Here is a 19950-nt window from a genome sequence, read left to right on the forward strand (position 1 = left end):
ACAACAACTAGTGTAATGTTGAGTTTGAAAAAATTAGCTAGCAATATCTAAGGATATCATATGTATTATATTGTGTCTATTATTTTTAGCTTTAAAAATCCTCAACTAAATCTAAAATAATAAAAAAATACTTTTTAAGGGTATATTAATATATATTGATGCATCTGAATAGTTCTTTATTAGTGTTTATAAGTTTTTTTATTTGTTTTTTGATGGAGAATTTAACAGGAGAATATTATATGGGTGACATATTACCAGTACGTAATTTGGTAACCTATTGTCAGATAATGCGTATTAATCAACCTAATGGTTTGTTTTTGTTATTATGGCCTACTTTGTGGGCATTATGGCTATCAGGTATGTCAGTTCCACCACTTAAAGTTTTATTTTTATTTACGTTTGGGGTTTTTTGTATGCGCTCAGCAGGTTGCGTAATTAATGATATCATTGATCGAGATATTGATGTCTATATTCAGCGCACACAAAATCGACCATTACCTTGTCAAAAGATTTCTGTGCAAAAGGCAAAGTTATTGCACTTAAGTTTGCTACTTATTTCTTGTTTGATTGTGTTAACTATGAGCATTAAAACAATCTTATTTTCTATATTAGGATTAGTTTTAACCTGGGTTTATCCATTTATGAAACGATATATTTATTTTCCGCAGATATTTTTAGGTATTTCGTTTAGTCTATCCATTCCGATGGTTTGGTCGGAAATAAGTCATAAACTACCTATTTCTTGTTGGTTGCTATTTTTTGGAAATTTCTTTTGGGTGGTTGCTTATGATACACAATATGCAATGGTTGATCGTTCGGATGACTTAAAAATAGGTATTAAATCCACTGCAATTTTATTCAATAATTATGATAGGCGCATTATTGCTTTTTTACAATTATTATCATTAATATTTTTAACATTGGTTGGTTGGAAGTTAGCGTTACATCCAATTTTTTACTTTGCAATTTTAGGAGCATCGATATTATTTGTTTATCAACAGTTTTTGATTGCGGATCGTCAGGAAGATCGCTGTTTTAAGGCATTTTCAAAAAATAATTGGGTTGGTCTTATTATATTTCTCGGTATAGCTCTTAGTACATCTTCTTATTTTAGAAGTGATTTTTGTATTTAAAACAAATTTATCTCTAATAAATCATAGCATATGATTTTCCGTGATATTTTTGTTTATAATAATGTGATTAATATTTTATGCAGTAGTAAAAATATATAGAAATATATTAAAATAGTTTATATCTGTAATAATATAGCTACCATAATTTTGAACAAAAGTTATCATACTAAAGTAGATATATCATGAACTTGATCATAAAGTCTGATGCAAGGAATATATAATTTTAACATGATTTAAATATTACGCTGATTACACTGGATTATGTATATTTCGGGAGTTTTATGCGGTCTTTTATATAAAAATTATTATTTAATCTATTATATATTATCTATATTTATAGTATGGCTGTTTAAGAGCCTATTGCAAGTTTTAAATATTTTTGACAGATATTTTTACAATCATAAATTTTTAAGTGTTTTTGATCAATTGGGTCAGGTGGAAAGTCATAGATTTTTACCATTTTTTCTGCTAGAGAATCACTATTTAAATCTGTTAAAACATCTCCTATGCCAGCATTTTCTAGAATTTCAATTGGACCCCCTGGACAGCGTGTGCTCACGACTGGTGTTCCACAGAGTAAGGCTTCTATTAGAACATTACCAAAACCTTCGCTATCTGAACTAAGAATTAACATTTTTGCATGTTTTATTAGTGGATAGGGGTTTCTCTGAAAACCTGTAAAAATCAACCGTTCTGCAATCTTTAATTTTTCCGCTAGTTTTTTAATTATATCGATTTGCTGCACAGTTCCAGAACCTGCTAGCACCAATTTAGCTTTAATACCTGATTTTGCATAGGCTAAGAGTAGACGATCATGACGTTTATGAGCATGGAAACGACCTACATGGATAAGGTATGGTGCTCTTGGTAAATGAAATTTTTCATCTGCTTGCGCCAGGATGCGTTCAATCTGAAAGGGATTATTAATAACAACTAATCTATTAGGCTGGACAGAAAGATCGACTGTTAAGTCTTTTGCTACAGCATTGGATACAGATACAATATTTTTATTAGTGTAGATTTTAGTGATTGTTCTTTTTTTTCGCCAAAGATCTAGAGCATGACGATGCTCAAGGTGAGAAATGGATAACATCCCGTGAATGCAAAACCATATTTTTTCTACAGAGTCAAAATCAGCTTGAGAGACGATACGGTCAGTATTATGCAAATGAGAAAAAATTAGATCATATTTACCTTTTTTCTTCTCATGTAGCTTAATCACTTGACTGAGTGCATCAGAAAAGTTAGTACGCTCTATGAATTTTTTATAGAATGATCTATAATTTAACCTATTAAGTATCTGATAGTTAACGCCATGAGGTAGTGAATATTGACAGATATCACGTAATGATAATAGTTGTATCTTGTGCCCTAGTTGATGCATCTCCTGACAGAGAGTAAGTACAACTTTTTCAGCTCCTCCGCCAGGTAGCCCATCAATAATCATTAATATACGCATGATTTTAATCAATTTAATGAAGAATTTTTCTATAAAGAGAGAAAAGTTGTTGGGATAAGTACCGAGACGATAGAGGCACTACTTGTGAACGCGCATATTTACTAGCTGAGCTATTAAAGGTCCATGGAGGTAGTGCCATAATAGCATCTGCTATAGACTTAATATCCATTGCATCGCAAATATAGCCATTTTTACCTGGTAAGATAAATTCACTTCCTCCACAAGTAGTAGAGGTAATAATCGGCAAACCACAAGCCATTGCCTCTAAAATAACATTAGGACAGGGATCATATAAAGTAGGAAGGAGCAATCCATCAGCAGCCTGATACCATAGACACATATTGATCTGAACACCAACAAAAATTATGCGATTAAAACAAGAAAGGTCTTTAGCTATATTGTGGTATTTTTTTTCTGCTTTGTCTCGTCCCACTACTATGAGGTAATAGTGAGTTTTAGATATTGCATAAATAGCTGATTTGAGCCCTTTACGTTCAAAACCAGAGCCAACATAAATCATAAGTGAAGCTTTTAATGGTAAAGAAAATAGTTTTCTAATCTTGAGACGCTGCAATTCATCAGCTGGGAAAAATTCTTTTGTATTAATTGCATTATAGATAACGTGAATTTTATTTTTATGTAAACCAAATTGATCTGTAATTTCTTTTTGAACCATACGTGAATTACATATAACTGCTTTGAGTTCTGGAGCTTGATACATTAGTTGTTCTGATTTGATTACATAACGATGGTAGGGACTTAGGAATAGTAGTTTTTGATGCCATTTTGGAAGAACGCGGCTGCGTTGTTCTAGCCAGATTTGGTGCACACCATCTCCCGCGCGATATATATCGCATCCCGCAATACGTTCATGACTCTGCACAATATTAAAGTTTTCTCGTTGCCAAAGTGCACGTGCAGTATTAGCAAATCTGCGTTCACGGCTAATTCTATTCCATTGCAGAGGATCGCATTTATGTAGAGTTAAACGTTCTTTTGGTTTGTATTTCCACTTACGGGCAATAATATTTAGCTCGATGGTTCTTGATGTTGCTAGAGCTTCTAGCGTGTGAGAAATAAATTTTTCTGCCCCCCCATCTGGACGATATTTTTGTCGAACAATTACAAATCGTATAGTATCCATGATAGTAGATCCTACGTATTTATGACATTTAATATAATTAAATCAATATTAATCTTATAATATTTTTTATCTGTATTTGTTGATGTAATGCTTATGTGTTGAAATATATGATAATAACAAGATGAAATTTTACTTATTTAATGATTAACATCAAGGAATATTAAGGTCAGTTTAATAGATAATATTATGTAAGTTATGTGATCTATAAACCTCAAGACCTTAATATCGCAACAAAATATAATGTATTAGTATAGAGTTATTTTAATATAAAATTTAATGTATACGATACATGATACAATGGAGTGTGTGAGCAATATGGCAATATAGCAAGAATAAAAGAGTTGTATTAGATAATAATGTAGATGTATTGTGCTAAAAATTTTGTATCTGTAGAGTTAAAAAGAGAATGTATAAAAATACTTAATTTATAAGATTATATACTAGAATATATAATATAACTAATTATTAATTGTGTCATTAGATTTTTAGTCTTACTTCTTTTTTTAAACTTACCGTATATTGAGATTGGTGAAATAATTAAAATATTACAATTTTCTGCCTCATGTTGCTTACCATATAATGTTAGTTAGTCGCCAAGAAATAGATCAAAAATATTTTAACAGATCATCATAATAATTACAGTGATTATTGGTTAATGTAAGCAGTATCATGTGTTACTGGGTAAAAATAGTAATATTCTTAAACTAAGAGATATATAGTAGATTACTATATATGTTTATGGGTTTTGAAAATAAAATTTTTAATGTATTTTTCATACATAATTTCTCTGAAAGTCTGTGTTGATTTTTTGGAGAGATTTTAAATAAAGCTGTGCTCATTACATGTCATGTTTTCGCACTACATATCTGAAAGTTTGACAATATAGCGACATTGATTGTCCTTGATCTAATATTTTCTCTTGTATTAATAATTATATTTTTATATGTATCTGTTAATAAGATAAAATTACTTCTAGTTATGATTATATAATTAATAGTAATAGAGATTAAATTATTTTTTATATCTAACATTTTATGCTGGTGACTTAAGGCGTTTTGTCTTCATGAAAAATTATTTTATTATAAATACATAATTAAGATATTTTTTCTTAAAGATGTATAACCATAATTATTACCTATTAAGCTTATTGAACTTATTTACTAGATACTAATAAAACATTATTATACATAATAGAAAAATTTTTAAAATTAAGAGAGCATTGGTTTAACTTCTTGTAATTTGAATTAAAAAATTGAGGTTATTGTATTTAGTATAAGGTCTATAAAAGTTCATAAAACTAATAAATTATCTTTGCTGAGGAGATATATTTGTAAAATAATTGATTCTTAGTTATTACTAGGAAAATTTATTTTTTAAAAAGATTAATGTAGTTATTCGATATATTAAAATCACAGATAGAATAGACTGTCATGGGGCGTTTCATTTAGCTGGAGTTAGGTGTGTTTTACACGCAATGTTTGGTTTGATTTTACTGTAGTACATAGATTATTCTTTAGCGCTTATATTTTTTAAGGGAGGTGAGTTTTATGCAGTATCACTCCAGAGCTGGAAAACTTGCTCAGCAGAGTGATTTAGTTAATGTGGCAAGATTGACTTCTCAGTATTATGCGCTTATCCCAAAGAAAGGTTATATTGAGCACGAGGTTAAATTTGGTACTTCAGGGCATCGTGGTAGTTCTACGCGCTATAGTTTTAATGAAACACATATTTTAGCGATCACACAAGCTATTGCAGAAGAACGAGAAAAAAATGGCGTGACTGGTCCATTATTTTTAGGGAAAGATACTCATGCATTATCAGAACCAGCAATGTTATCTGTATTAGAGGTTTTATCTGCAAATAGAATACCGGTGATTATTCAAAAAGAGAATGGTTATACACCAACACCTGCGATTTCTCATGCTATTATCGAGCATAATAAACGCAGTGGTCTAAAAGCAGATGGTATCATCATTACAGCTTCTCACAACCCACCGGAAGATGGTGGAATTAAGTATAATTTACCTAATGGTGGTCCAGCAAATAATAATTGTACTAAAATTTTGGAAACTCGCGCTAATGCGTTAATTCGCGGTGAGTTGAAAGAAGTAAAACAAATGAAATTAGACGATGCATGGGCTAGTGGTTATTTGACAGAAAAGGATATTATAGAGAAATATGTTGAGGATTTATTATATATTATAGATATTCCGGCAATACAGAGAGCTAAATTAAAAATCGGTATTGACCCTTTAGGTGGCGCAGGTATTGCATACTGGGAGCGTATTGCAGATATCTATCAACTAGATCTCATTATTGTGAATGATTCTGTGGATCAAACTTTTCGTTTTATGCATCTTGATTATGATGGAAAAATTCGTATGGATTGTTCATCTCAATCTGCAATGGCTGGTTTGCTAGCATTGCGTGATAAATTTGATTTAGCTTTTGCTAACGATCCAGACAACGATCGTCACGGTATTATCACTCCTGCGGGCTTAATGCATCCCAACCATTATTTGGCGGTAGCAATTCATTATCTATTTAAAAACAGACCAAAATGGGGAGATCAGGTTGCGGTAGGAAAAACATTAGTTTCTAGTATTATTATAGATCGCGTAGTGCATGATCTTAGGCGTCCGCTAATAGAAGTGCCAGTTGGCTTTAAATGGTTTGTAGATGGTTTGTTTGATGGAAGTTTGGGTTTTGGAGGTGAAGAAAGCGCAGGTGCTTCATTTCTTTGTTTTGATGGAACGCCGTGGTCTACTGATAAAGACGGGATAATTATGTGCTTATTAGCGGCAGAAATTACTGCAGTTACTGGAAAAAATCCACAGGAATACTACAATGAGCTTAGCAAGCGTTTTGGAAATTCTAGTTACATTCGTATTCAAGCTCCCGCCACACCTAGGGAAAAACTGGCTTTATCAACAGTATCACTTAGTAGAATTAATAGTGATGTTTTAGCAGGAGAGGCTATTATTTCTTGCCAAACGGATTCCCTATTCCAAGGGGAATCTTCTGGGTGTATAAAAATTATAACACAAAATGGTTGGTTTGCTTTACGACCATCTGGTACAGAAGATTCGTATAAACTATATTGTGAAAGTCTTATCGGTATAGAGCATTGCAAGACAATAGAGAAAGAGGCTATGCAGTTTGTTCATTCCATCTTTAGAGACATTTTATAAAAAATTTAAAAATTATTATAATAAGATATGGTCTCTATGAGTGAAAATTAAAAAACAATTTCTCTAGCGCAGTTCCATTTTTTAATATCAAATATTTAACTTATAAAAATAATCTTAGTAGATAAGGATTTTTATCCTAAATAATTTTATGTAAAAATATTTTTTAGATAAATTACATTTATATATAGGGAATAATTATACATAAAGAATCATTAAAAATCTTATTGTAATTTATTAATTTAATTGCACATATTATATAATGAATAAGATCAAGATAATATAAAAATATATAATGGAATACTTGATTTTTTATTTTGTTATATGCGTTTAATAGCTAAGCTGATTTTTATAGAGGACTAAATGACTGAAAAATTACAAAAAATTTTAGCAAGAGCTGGATGTGGCTCTCGACGTGCAATTGAAAATATGATCAGTAGTGGACGTGTGAGAGTTAATAATAAATTAGCTATATTAGGAGATCGAGTGGCACCGCGCCATTTACCAAAAATAAGTATAGATAATCATGTAGTATCAAATATCGCTTCATCTTTGCTAGTAGCAAGCCGGGTAATAGCTTATCACAAGCTAGATGGAGAGCTATGTACTCGTTATGATAGAATAGGGCGCCATACTGTCTTTAATCGCTTACCAAAGTTAAAGGGTAGTCGTTGGGTTTTGGTTGGGCGTTTAGATATTAATACTGTAGGTTTGCTGCTGTTGACTACTGATGGTGAATTAGCGTATCGTTTGATGCATCCTAAGTACGCAGTAGAGCGTGAGTATATGGTTCGGGTTTTCGGGGTAATTAATAATAAAGAATTTAAGTTTGCGCGTTCTAATATCAACTTAAAAGATAAATCGATAGGATATAAATCTTTAGAGTTTATTAGTGGAGAGGGTATCAATCGTTGGTATAAGATGATTTTAGTAGAAGGACGAAATCGTGAGATACGTCGTTTTTGGGAAGCATTAGGCGCACAGGTTAGTCGTCTAATACGTGTACGTTATGGTAGTATGGTTTTACCTAGAGATTTATTAAGAGGAGATTGGAGAGAGCTAGATTTATTTTCTGTAAACTCTTTACGTAATTTAGTTGGGCTAGAAAAAATCAGAACACTATAGGTAAGTGATATTAAAGAAAAATTGAAAAAATTTAAAATCTAGTTAAATTCAGCAACTACTGATAGTTTCTTTTTAAGAAACTAATAAAATTTATAAGCTATAAATAATATAAGTAGGTAAAAGTTTTTAATACATATTTTATGGATAGATCTTTAAATATATTAATTATTGATATAATTCAAAGCTTTTTTTATCCAAATTCTAAAATCATTACCTAGTGTTTTATGATGCATGGCATATGTAACAAAAGCTTTAATGTAACTAAATTTATTACCACAATCATAACTCTTACCTTTTAAGCAATAAGCTTGTACTGCTTCTTTCTCTATCAGTAAAGATAGAGCATCAGTTAGTTGTATTTCTTCGTTAGTTTTTTGATATATTTGAGTTAGCAAAGGCCAAATTTTTGCAGAGAGAACATAACGACCTACTACTGCAAGATTTGATGGTGCTTGATTAATATTGGGTTTTTCTATTATACCGGCTATTATTTTACTATCACCAGGAGTCAATTTTTCTCCTAAGCAATCCACAATACCATAAGTAGTAACATTAATTACTGGTTTTACCATAATTTGGCTGCATCTAGTACTATAAAATCTTTTAATCATTTCGGCGAGATTATCGCATGATAGATCTGATGTGCTCTGATCTAAAATAACATCAGGTAACATTATAGCGACAGGATGATTACCAATTAATGGCCATGCACACATTAATGCATGACCAAGCCCCCTAGGTGTCCCTTGACGAACTTGCATAATATTAACAGATGGCGGACAGATAGACTGGATTTCTTGCAGAAATTTCTGTTTAGAATGCCTTTCTAACATAGTCTCTAGCTCAAAATTAGTATCGAAGTGATTTGCAATTGAGCTTTTAGAGGAATGTGTTACTAGTATAATATTATTAATCCCAGACATAATACATTCATCAACAACGTATTGAATCAATGGCTTATCTACTAATGGCAACATTTCCTTAGGGATAGATTTTGTAGCAGGTAACATGCGCGTTCCAAAGCCAGCGACTGGGATTACTGCTTTTTTTATTTTTAAGTGACAAGTAGGCATTAAATTTTTTCCAAATCTGTTATACCTTAATAATGATTAGATGCATATATCAGAGAAAGGTTGCATTATGCTATTGGTATAGTAATATTAGCTGTCTTATCCGTCTAGTGTTTTATACTTTGTGGTTCGAATAGAATATGTTTGTTCGATATTATCTAATTCATATTACTTCTTTTGTATTTTATCTGGAAGATAATATTGCAATTATGATCAAAATTTGATTAAATAATTATTTATAGGTTTGTTTATAGTATAACATTTTTAAGAATTATTTAAATATAAAAGGGATTTTTAGATATTAGAGCTACTACTAAAAAATATAGCATGTAGTGTAACTTGAAGGAAAAAACTCATGAGTGTATTGGAAAAAATTCAACGTCAAATTATAGAGAACCCTATCATACTGTATATGAAAGGTTCTCCTGAATTACCAAGTTGTGGTTTTTCAGCTCAGGCTGTACAGGCTATTAAAGCCTGCGGTGAGCGTTTTGCTTACATAGATATATTAAAGAATCCAGAGATACGTTCTGAAATGCCAAAATATGCTAATTGGCCAACCTTTCCGCAATTATGGATTGATGGTGAGTTATGCGGTGGATGTGATATTATTCTTGAGATGTTTCAAAAAGGCGAATTGCAACAGTTAATTAAGAAAATTGCAAAAAAATATAATATTTCCACTAAAATTACTCAAGATGAATCTAATGTTTAGTAAAAATTTTTTAATATCTAGTATTATGAAATTTTGATATAAGTAGCATGGTTACTATTTATATAAAGAGAAAAAATATATATTTTATATATGCATATGCATAACCTTTTAAATATTTATTAAAAATTAAATAGAAATAAAGTGATTTTTATTGATTTAGATATAGGATTATTAATATCTAAATGATTAACTTATTTCCTGATAAGATCCATTTATGAATTCTTATAATAATAAATCCATTAATTCTTGTAATTTATTTATTACCAATATTAATATAGATAGTAAATATTAACTTTTATTTTGTTTTGAATCAAAACTTGCTTTATGTTTATAAAATGATACTAATAAAATATTTTGATAGTTATTAGTATAGGTGTTTTTAAAACATGATATTATTTTGTTATTTTAAAAATTTATTTGCTTGATTTTTTCCATCCAAAAAATCTGGAAAGGATTTTTTTGTAGAGTATTATATATTATAAAATTCTTTCTCGCGAAATAGTTAATTTCACAAAATCTCATAGGTTTCGTATAGTTCTGGGGGTAAAGTTTGTGATAGTCTACCACAGACGACGTATAATATTTTTTGATCTTGATGGTACACTTCATCAAGAAGATATTTTTCGTTCTTTTATATGTTGGTTGCTATGGCGGAACCTATTAAATATTCTTCCACTTTTAGTAGTATTGCCACTAATTGGTTTAGGGCTGATAATCAACGGTCGCGCGTCGCGTTGGCCAATGAGTTTGCTTTTATGGTCAATAACGGTCGGACGTAAAGAATCTTTACTATTACAACGAGAAGAAGAGTTCACTAATTGGTTTTTGCAGAGACAAACACCATTTTTAAAAATACATCAACGAGTTGCTGAGCATATTAGCTGTCAAAACACTGACGTTTGGTTAATTACCGGATCACCGCAAGCATTGGTGGAGCGAATATATTGTAACGTTGATTTTTTTCCACATATTCGATTAATCGCTAGTCAGATGATCAGGGCTTATGGAGGGAGAGTATTATCAATGCGATGTGTTGGGCGTCAAAAAGTAGCACAATTATCTAAGAGAATCGGTCAACCTTTAAAACTTGAGAGTGGTTATAGTGATAGTACATTAGATGATCCATTATTATTATTTTGTCATAATCGATTTCGTGTTACTCCATCTGGGGATTTTTATAAGATTTTATCATGAAAGTTGTAAAAGGCTTTTAGAGATAAAAATTTTTTGAAACTATTGTTATAAAATTTCTACAATGTATACAGGTGCGATTTTAGTAGCAGTCTTTTTTAGAGATTATATTTTATAGTCGACACACAATTGAATCTTATTAAGATGATCTTAGCTGAGATATTTTAATTTTTTATAAAATTTATAAGCCATAAGCTTTGTTTTGCCACTTTTGAATGAATAAGTATGTTTTTAAAAAAATATAAGCGTATTTGATTGTTCTACAAATATTTTATTCATATTTTAATCTAAATCTATTTAGACTAATAAGCATTCTCAATAAATAAATTTTTTTATAAAAATATCAAAGATAATAAGTACTGCATATTTTTATATATATAAAACCATAGGTTACAAAATATTTATAGTATCATCATAGTAATAATAATATAAATTTTAACAAATTCTATTTTGATCAGGGTCTTTTAAATAAAAATTGCATTTTATATGATTTTTATAATTTATTAAAAATAATATATAGTATAAATACTAGCGATGTTTAGTTTAGTTAATATACTATGACTTATGGTTATAAATATAACATTAATATTTTATATTATGTATATATTATATATGACATAAAATTTATATTTTAAAATAAATGTCTATTTTAATAAAAGTACTTTCATCTTGATGATAATATATTATGGAAATTTATTTTTAGAGCATTTCGGTTTATGTAGTAAACTTTTAATCATTACTTAAACTTAATTAGTATCAAATTATCTAACAATAGTTTATTTTTTGAAAAAATTTTCTTTTGATTATAAATAAATTTTTTATGTAATTTTTACATAGCTCTTAGTTAATTTTCATTATTAAATTACTTTAACATATATTTTTTTTTATTATTTTTTATTATCTATTGCCTCATGAAGTGCATAGTTAGTTAATTGATTTTGTTATTATTTATTATAATACTTAATATATTTAATTTTTTAGATGATATTGAGAAGAGATCTTTGCTAAGATAATTACTAATTTAGCGAGGTTGATATAGTTAGAACATGTAGACTGTACATTTTTATTTAGACTAAATAAAACTTAGACAGTTTATATCTTACCTTATGATATAATACAGTTAAATCAAAGAATAGCAAAATTTTTATTTTTTTATCTAATCACATTAAATTGTTATTGCGCTATTTATTTTATTTAAATATTGCTTTATTTTTTATAAACCTAGCTCATTTTACATGAGCATTCAGCTTATTTATTCAGTTTATTTATTCAGTTTATTATCTAATTGGTATTTAACTTCTGATGCGCCGGTGAGAATTATTGTATATTTTATATTTTATATATTTTTAATATATAAAATTTTCTATTTATGAAACATGAAGACATAGAGCTTTTTAGGGGATTTAAAGGAGAAGATGGCAATATATAATTAAATATATAATAAAATTATATAGTTACCACTTGATTCCCATAATAATCACCTGAAGATGACCTAAATAATAAGAACTATTTTTTAAAAACTATTGATTGATTTAAGATGTACATTATTGTGGTTTTAATATTTAAAAGAAGCAAAAAGTTTAGCAAAAGAATATCATTAAGAGGATTTTTTAATGTTTTTAAGATATTTAAAAAGAGGAAAAAGATCTTGATAGACGAATTATGAACGGTATTCATAATGAATAATGTTCTGTATGTCCCACGTTAGGATGTAGAATTACCATTCTAATAAAAATAATATATTTTTAAGTTTTAGTAGATTCTTCTATAATATTCACTATATAGAACACATTATAGATACAGCATTGCATACTATGTTGACTGTATTTTATTTAATATTTTAAAAGAACTTTATACTAGTTCACAGTATAGCTGTCATTTAAAATCAAATCTTGAAAAGATTACTAAGATTAATATAATTTTAGTATTTTTTTGGAAATAAACATTCGTACAAAAGAGTATATTTTTCACTATGATTATTTAATCAGTACTAACACTTTATACTGTGTTATATAATCATACAGTATGAGTAAGAGGTTTATATATTATCCTCAAGTAACAGTATACCATTAGTATAAAATTAATAACATAACTCTGAGCATTTCTTAATTTTAATAATTTTCATTCTAGTAATGATTATAATGGTCAATTATGAGATGTTATAGATTTTTATTAATTTTTTATTTTTTATTCTATGATTAGTAGTATAATCGATTTGGTTTTCCTAAAAGAGATAATTTTTGTATTGAGATCTTATATTTATAAGCATATATACAAGTACATTAACTACAATGCTATACATTAAAGTCAATAATATAAAAGATAATTCAATTATCTCAGAGTTTATTGATTAGATTTGGTATAAAAGTATTAATATAAAATATTAGCTGTATAGTATTGCACTTACTCGTTTAAATCGTTTTGGTTGGATCTATGTTTATTGGTGGTATAATAAATAATTTTTTATTGAAAATACTTATTAAAATATTTGTTAAAAGCCGAGCTATTTCAGCTAATTTAGAATCTATCGTGAATTTTGATAGAGAAAGTAATATCATATACATCCTTCCTGATAAATCACAAACTGACTTAATTACATTGCAAAATTACTGTCAGAAAGCAGGTCTATCTGATCCATTATCACCTATAGAGATTGCTGGCAATCTATTACCCCATTACGTATTTCTTCAGGATAGCGTAAATTTTCGCTCTGAAATTATTTATAATCTACAGTTAGTGGAATTACTTAATTTGATATTAGAATTGCATCAGCGTGATTCTAAGCTAAATATGCATATTGTTTTTGTGTCAATAATTTTTGAACGGCCTCCTAGTAGGAATTATTTTGGCAAAAACAAAATAATAAATTATAACTGGTTTAGTAAAATCAATAAATTATTAAAAGTATGTTGTTTAGGACGTGATAGTTGTATATATTTTTCATCGATTATATCAATACGTGATATACAGACTCAGTATGGATCTAATAAGAAAATTTTTTCAAAGCTGATTCGTATAGCGCGCATACATTTTATCCGTCAGGGTCGTGTAGAGACCAGTTCACAAATGTTAACACGTAGTAACTTATTGGTCATACTGTTGCAATCTAAAGTTATCAAAAAAGCAATTGCAGAAGAGGCAAGCAGTAAACGTATTTCTCATCAGAAAGCACAAAAAAATACTATTACGTTAATCCAAGAGATTTCTGCGAACTTTTCCTATATAGCGATCTATCTTACGGATCGTATTATGCGGTGGAGTTTAGGTAAACTTTATCAAGATATCAATGTTAGAGGAAGTCGGCGTATATTAGATATGGCTTATAAAGGGCATGCAATTGTATATTTGCCTTGCCATAGAAGTCATATGGATTATTTGCTAATCTCATATATCCTTTATCATCAAGGGCTAACTTTACCTTATATTGCTGCTGGTATTAACTTAAATTTTTGGCCCATTGGAAAGATATTTCGTTATTTGGGTGCTTTTTTTATTCGTAGAACTTTTAATGGTAATAAACTATATTCAACAATTGTTCGTGAATACGTAAGTCAGTTATTTTTTAACGGCTATCCAGTAGAATATTTTATCGAAGGTGGACGTTCACGTACCGGATATCTGAGACCTCCAAAAACTGGTATTCTCTTAATGACTTTACAAGCAATGTTGCGTAAAAATCAACGTGTTATTACTATTATACCTATTTATATTGGTTACGAACATGTGATAGAAGTTGAATCTTATTCAAATGAATTAGCTGGAGCTATTAAAGAAAAAGAAGGATTGTTTTCTATATTACGTGCATTAAAAAATTTACGTAATTTTGGTCAAAGTTACGTAAACTTTGGAGAACCACTTTCCTTAATAAAGTATCTCGATAAGAAAATACCAGAATGGCGGAAATCTATTGACCCAATTAAAACGCAGCATCCAGTTTGGTTAACTTCAGCTGTGCATGATATTGCAAAACATATAATGATCAGAATTAACAATGCTGCAGCAATAAATGCCATCAACCTTTGTGTAATGGCTTTAATAGGTTCAGATCAATATACCTTGCCACGTCAACAGCTTACTCAGCACCTTAATTGTTATTTGCAACTTTTAAGAAATGTACCGTATTCTTCTGATGCGACAGTGCCCAGAGTAACTGCTGAAAAACTTTTAGAACACGCATTAAGTATGAATCAGTTTGAGGTAAAAAAAAATACAATGGATGACGTTGTTATCTTGCCAAAAAATAAGGTAAAATTTTTACTTTATTACCGTAATAACATTCATCACATGTTTATAATACCAGCATTAATCTCTGCTATTTTAATTAAGAACCGTAGAATAGATTGCCGTGAGTTGTATTATCAAGTTAGCATGGTTTATCCGATCCTTGAAAGTGAGTTATTCTTGCATTGGTCGCAGGATGAATTGCCTGGATTACTAGATGCATTGGTATCTGAAATGGAGCGTCAAGGACTATTAAAAAAAGAAAAAAGCTCTATTTCTTTAAAAGAAGATTTTTTTTATATATTGCAACTCTTGGCAACAGGTGCACAAGAAGCGCTACAACGTTATACTATTATTTCTGCAATCTTAATTGAGAATCCAACAATCACTCGAAAAATGATCTCAGATAAAAGTTGTCTTATAGCACAACGCTTATCTGTTTTATATGGAACTCATGTTTTAGAGTTTTTTGATAAGACAATGTTCAATACTTTGATCTTTACGATACGTCATAAAGGTTATATGCAAGAATCTAAAGATCTTCAGTGTGCGAAAGATCAACACCTCACGAATATCTATAAAATTCTCTCGAATTTAATACCTCAAGATATACGCATAACTATTGAGCGTTTTGTTGTAGATAGATAATTGATACAAGAGCTATTTTCTTAATGAAACATCCGTTTTTGAAAGTTGAAAAAAATTTTTTATAAAACGTGTTAAGCCTTAATAATTAAATAGTAATAGAGATAGTTATTGTATAATGTATCGAATTTTACTTATAAACGAGCAATCAGAATAGTTATGATTATATCATAACTATTAGAGTATCTTTTTAAATTTATATTTAGGAGGATGATATGAAATTTTTAGTTACTGGCGTAGCGGGATTTATTGGTTTTCATGTGACACAGAGTCTTCTTAAAGCTGGTCATGAGGTGATTGGGTTAGATAATTTAAACAATTCTCATCAAGATATAAATTTAAAAATAGCCCGTCTAAAGATTAATACCGATTATATGGCTTTCTCTTTTCGCAAAGTGGACATTTCTGATTATGCAGAAATGATGAATGTATTTCAATCTAATGCTGTGCAGCGTGTGATACATTTAGCTGCCAAGACGGGAGTGCGCTATTCTTTGAAAAATCCTCTTGCTTATGCTAATGCGAATCTTGTTGGTCATTTAAATATTTTAGAATGTTGTCGTCATAGTAACGTAGAGCATTTTTTGTATGCGTCTTCTAGCTCAGTATATGGTTTAAATCGCAAGATGCCATTCTCTATAGATGATGATACGACTCATCCCGTTTCGATTTATGCTGCTACTAAAAAAGCTAATGAGTTAATGTCTCATACTTATTCTCATTTATACGGAATTCCAACTACTGGTTTGCGTTTTTTTACTGTATACGGACCCTGGGGTCGTCAAGATATGGCATTGTTTAAATTTACACAAGCTATCTTATCTGGCAAATCTATTAATATATATAATTATGGAAAAATGCAGCGCGACTTCACTTATATTGATGATATAGTTCAAGCTATCATGGTTTTACATAATATGATTCCTGCGGTTAATTTAGATTGGACAGCAGAAGGAGGTAATATTGCTAGTAGCTCAGCAGCGTATCAACTTTTTAATATTGGTAATAGTTGTCCATGTGAATTAATGACTTATATTAAAGCATTAGAAGACGCATTAGGTATGGTGGCAAAAAAAAATATGTTACCTGTTCAGCCTGGTGATATGATTTCCACTAGTGCTGATATTAGTGACTTAGTTAAAATAATTGGATATCAACCATATACCGAAGTAAAAGAGGGTGTTCTTCGCTTTGTAAAATGGTATAAAGAGTTTTATCAAATAACATGAAAATATCATAAGTATTGTACTCTGCATTCTGTGTATCATTTTGTTTATCATTCTGTGTATACAGTATGATGATGGGCAAATTTTTACAGTAACTATTATAGGGTAAGGAGGCAGATTCTAAGAGAATACTTTAGAGTTTGTATATTGGGCATGCATATAGCACAGTATTTTTAAATTTTACTAGCACAATGGAAAAAATTTTCTATTATTATATTTAATAGATGTATAATTTTTCATGAAATTTTTATAAAGCGTGAAATTTATAATGACTGAATATATGGAAGTTTGATTATATATTATGTAGATTTTTTTTTGTAACACATCATAACTTTTCTAGCGTTTTATTTTTTTATATAACATGTAAACATGTTTGGTTGATTGGCATTGTAATACATATTAATTTAGATAATGATTTTTTTTTAAAAAACTCTATATGCATAGAGACAGCATATTTTTATATTGATTTTTAGTGCTTTAGATGGTGTTTAATTTTAAGAACATCTGATATTTTTATCATGCTTAAAATTTTTTTTGGTATGATGGAAAGAAAGTACTAATAAAAATTATTATATAATATATGATATATATTTAGTATATTGAGAATCAATTAATAAAATATTATATAGAATACTTGCTGATGGTTTAGAAGTATTTATAAAAATATAATAATATTAGTTATAATTAATAGATTTTACTCTCTATGTTAGAATTTTGCCTATTATTAATAGAATCATTATTCTAGTCTATTATATTTAGATGAACTAATAGATTACATATAATATAATTTGAACTATTAATTGAGGGCGGTACATCTTTATATGCATTTTATTTATATACAATTGTCTTTCTTGTTTTTGAAAGACAAGAAATATTCTTTAATCTAAGAAGAAATACGTAATATTTAATTTTTTTGTAATTATCATGATCTTATTAGCAGTAACTATTAGTTGTACTTGTCTATTTTTTAAAAAAGTACAAGTGATAGTTTTTATCTTATGGTATTCTATAAATCCTTATTTAATATAAATATATTAAATATTAATGCTATGTATTTTCAATATAGGTTATTCTAGTTTTTAGTTGAAATATTTATATGTTTTTATGGTTTTTTATTTTAACGATATAATACTTTAAAAGTAATAATACTTAGATAATATTTAGTGGTGTTTAATGAACCTTTTATTTTAATATAAAAAATTATTTTAAGATAGTTTCTTGTTTATTCAATGCATTCAACATACTAACAGATAAATTTCAGAATAAAATAATTATGCTTGATAAGCAATGATGTTTGTTATATTAACACAAAATTATTCTAAAAAAATTGTAGTGATATAGAAGATAAAAATTATTTAAATTAATAGAGAGAAACACTAAAAATACATCAGATTTTATTTATTGTCAAAAGGTGATTAAAATTTTTTAATGTTACTAAAAATTAATCAGCTTCTATTTTTCTAAGATAGTTTTTAATATTTACTTATGCAAGAAAGGTTTACTCTTTATATTATGTTATGCATTCATAGAATGCTAATTAGTTATAAGTTCTCTGAAACGAATAAGTAATATCAGCCATTTACTTAAAGAAAATTCTTATATCAACAAGTACATATCTTGTCAGTAATTTAATGTTAGTTTTGGGGTGTGTAGAATGAGCAATCAATCTTATATGGCTCGTGCGTTAGAATTGGCCTATCGTGGTCGGTTTACTACTTCTCCCAATCCTAATGTTGGATGCGTACTGGTGCGTGATGGTCATATTGTAGGCGAAGGTTATCATCTAAGAGCTGGCGAGTTACATGCAGAAATTTGTGCATTACGCATGGCAGGTGAAAAATCACGAGGATCTACTGCTTATATTACATTAGAGCCATGTAGTTATTATGGGCGAACACCACCGTGTTGTGACGCACTTGTAGCGGCTGGTGTGAGATATGTTTTTATAGCCATGCAAGACCCTAATCCACGAGTAGCTGGTCGTGGGGTGGAGTGTTTAAAAAAAGCAGGAATTGGAGTTAACCATGGGTTAATGATGTCTGCGTCAGAAGCACTAAATCGCGGTTTTCTAAAGCGTATGCGCAGTGGCTTTCCTTGGATACAGCTAAAGATGGGTTCTTCTTTAGATGGAAGAACAGCTATGTCTGATGGAGAAAGTCAGTGGATTACCTCTGCAGAGGCAAGAAGAGACGTACAAAGACTACGGGCACAAAGTTCAGCTATTCTTAGTACTAGCGCAACTATACTAGCAGATAATCCATCTTTAACGGTGCGTTATAATCAGTTAGATAATGCTATTAGGGAGATATACCCAGAAGATCTCTTAAGGCAGCCGATACGTATAATCATCGATAGCCAAAATCGTATCACTCAAGCGCATAAAGTAATTAATCAACCTGGCGAAACTTGGTTAATGAGACATATATGTGATAAAAAAAAATGGCCAGATAATGTGAAACAATTCAACATACCTTATCATAACGGTCATCTTGATTTAACTTCTATGTTGATTTTTTTTGGACAAAAAGAAATTAATTCTATTTTAGTAGAAGCAGGATCACAGTTTTCCGGTGCTTTGTTAAAAGCAAAGGCAGTGGATGAATTAATTATTTATTTTGCGCCTAAATTAATAGGAGATACTGGTCGCGGATTATGTCAGATATCAGGAATAGAAACATTGAATGATGTTTTTGTCTTAACATTTACTGATATTATACCCATAGGTCCAGATGTTAGGCTTACTTTACAGCCATCTAATATTATGTATACGTAAAATAAAGAAGTTTTTATATAAATGTGCTATTATTTTTCCTGTTAGTCTATTATATAACTT

Annotated in this window: 10 protein-coding genes and 1 pseudogene; 8 read left to right on the forward strand and 3 right to left on the reverse strand. The window is 29.3% G+C overall.

Annotation, left to right across the window (positions count from 1 at the left end; genetic code table 11):
• Positions 1 to 239 precede the first annotated feature (239 nt).
• Positions 240 to 1133 carry a 4-hydroxybenzoate octaprenyltransferase gene (ubiA, locus tag ERCISPPS3390_RS00830; protein WP_197094972.1) on the forward strand — a complete coding sequence of 298 codons (894 nt, stop codon included), beginning with the start codon at positions 240 to 242 and terminating at the stop codon, positions 1131 to 1133.
• A gap of 349 nt (positions 1134 to 1482) precedes the next feature.
• Here ubiA and ERCISPPS3390_RS00835 read toward each other — a convergent pair whose 3' ends face one another.
• Together ERCISPPS3390_RS00835 and ERCISPPS3390_RS00840 are read right to left on the reverse strand one after the other, a co-directional pair.
• Positions 1483 to 2592, reverse strand: coding sequence for a glycosyltransferase (locus tag ERCISPPS3390_RS00835; RefSeq protein ID WP_197094973.1), 1110 nt, complete (start codon positions 2590 to 2592; stop codon positions 1483 to 1485).
• 13 nt (positions 2593 to 2605) lie between these two features.
• Positions 2606 to 3736, reverse strand: a complete 1131-nt coding sequence (locus ERCISPPS3390_RS00840; RefSeq protein ID WP_197094974.1) for a glycosyltransferase family 4 protein — start codon at positions 3734 to 3736, stop codon at positions 2606 to 2608.
• Between the two features lie 1547 nt (positions 3737 to 5283).
• Here ERCISPPS3390_RS00840 and pgm point away from each other — a divergent pair.
• Positions 5284 to 6927, forward strand: a complete 1644-nt coding sequence (gene pgm / locus ERCISPPS3390_RS00845; protein WP_197094975.1) for a phosphoglucomutase (alpha-D-glucose-1,6-bisphosphate-dependent) — start codon at positions 5284 to 5286, stop codon at positions 6925 to 6927.
• Between the two features lie 360 nt (positions 6928 to 7287).
• A pseudogene (rluB, locus tag ERCISPPS3390_RS00850) lies at positions 7288 to 8028 on the forward strand (23S rRNA pseudouridine(2605) synthase RluB); the annotation flags it as partial.
• A 182-nt stretch (positions 8029 to 8210) separates the two neighbouring features.
• Here the strand turns inward: rluB and galU are convergent.
• Entirely contained in the window at positions 8211 to 9122 is a 912-nt protein-coding gene (gene galU / locus ERCISPPS3390_RS00855; protein ID WP_197094977.1) for a UTP--glucose-1-phosphate uridylyltransferase GalU, read from the reverse strand.
• Between the two features lie 352 nt (positions 9123 to 9474).
• On the opposite strand from galU, the gene ERCISPPS3390_RS00860 reads away from it, so the two are divergent.
• The 5 genes from ERCISPPS3390_RS00860 to ribD all read left to right on the forward strand — a co-directional run bounded on the left by ERCISPPS3390_RS00860 (position 9475) and on the right by ribD (position 19890).
• Positions 9475 to 9834, forward strand: coding sequence for a Grx4 family monothiol glutaredoxin (locus ERCISPPS3390_RS00860; RefSeq protein WP_197094978.1), 360 nt, complete (start codon positions 9475 to 9477; stop codon positions 9832 to 9834).
• A 552-nt stretch (positions 9835 to 10386) separates the two neighbouring features.
• Complete coding sequence (gene yfhb / locus ERCISPPS3390_RS00865) at positions 10387 to 11028, forward strand: phosphatidylglycerophosphatase C (RefSeq protein ID WP_231517341.1); 642 nt, start codon at positions 10387 to 10389, stop codon at positions 11026 to 11028.
• A 2430-nt stretch (positions 11029 to 13458) separates the two neighbouring features.
• Positions 13459 to 15894 carry a glycerol-3-phosphate 1-O-acyltransferase PlsB gene (gene plsB / locus ERCISPPS3390_RS00870; RefSeq protein WP_197094979.1) on the forward strand — a complete coding sequence of 812 codons (2436 nt, stop codon included), beginning with the start codon at positions 13459 to 13461 and terminating at the stop codon, positions 15892 to 15894.
• A gap of 212 nt (positions 15895 to 16106) precedes the next feature.
• Complete coding sequence (locus tag ERCISPPS3390_RS00875) at positions 16107 to 17120, forward strand: NAD-dependent epimerase/dehydratase family protein (protein WP_197094980.1); 1014 nt, start codon at positions 16107 to 16109, stop codon at positions 17118 to 17120.
• A gap of 1651 nt (positions 17121 to 18771) precedes the next feature.
• Entirely contained in the window at positions 18772 to 19890 is a 1119-nt protein-coding gene (gene ribD / locus ERCISPPS3390_RS00880; protein ID WP_197094981.1) for a bifunctional diaminohydroxyphosphoribosylaminopyrimidine deaminase/5-amino-6-(5-phosphoribosylamino)uracil reductase RibD, read from the forward strand.
• Positions 19891 to 19950: the final 60 nt, after the last annotated feature.

Origin of the sequence: Candidatus Erwinia haradaeae, assembly GCF_900698885.1 — a bacterium.
Lineage (GTDB): Bacteria > Pseudomonadota > Gammaproteobacteria > Enterobacterales > Enterobacteriaceae > Erwinia_E > Erwinia_E haradaeae_H.

Coding starts and splice junctions, on each gene's coding strand:
- ubiA (WP_197094972.1), top strand. CDS start 240: ATGGGTGACATATTACCAGTACGTAATTTGGTAACCTATTGTCAGATA.
- ERCISPPS3390_RS00835 (WP_197094973.1), bottom strand. CDS start 2,592: ATGCGTATATTAATGATTATTGATGGGCTACCTGGCGGAGGAGCTGAA.
- ERCISPPS3390_RS00840 (WP_197094974.1), bottom strand. CDS start 3,736: ATGGATACTATACGATTTGTAATTGTTCGACAAAAATATCGTCCAGAT.
- pgm (WP_197094975.1), top strand. CDS start 5,284: ATGCAGTATCACTCCAGAGCTGGAAAACTTGCTCAGCAGAGTGATTTA.
- galU (WP_197094977.1), bottom strand. CDS start 9,122: ATGCCTACTTGTCACTTAAAAATAAAAAAAGCAGTAATCCCAGTCGCT.
- ERCISPPS3390_RS00860 (WP_197094978.1), top strand. CDS start 9,475: ATGAGTGTATTGGAAAAAATTCAACGTCAAATTATAGAGAACCCTATC.
- plsB (WP_197094979.1), top strand. CDS start 13,459: ATGTTTATTGGTGGTATAATAAATAATTTTTTATTGAAAATACTTATT.
- ERCISPPS3390_RS00875 (WP_197094980.1), top strand. CDS start 16,107: ATGAAATTTTTAGTTACTGGCGTAGCGGGATTTATTGGTTTTCATGTG.
- ribD (WP_197094981.1), top strand. CDS start 18,772: ATGAGCAATCAATCTTATATGGCTCGTGCGTTAGAATTGGCCTATCGT.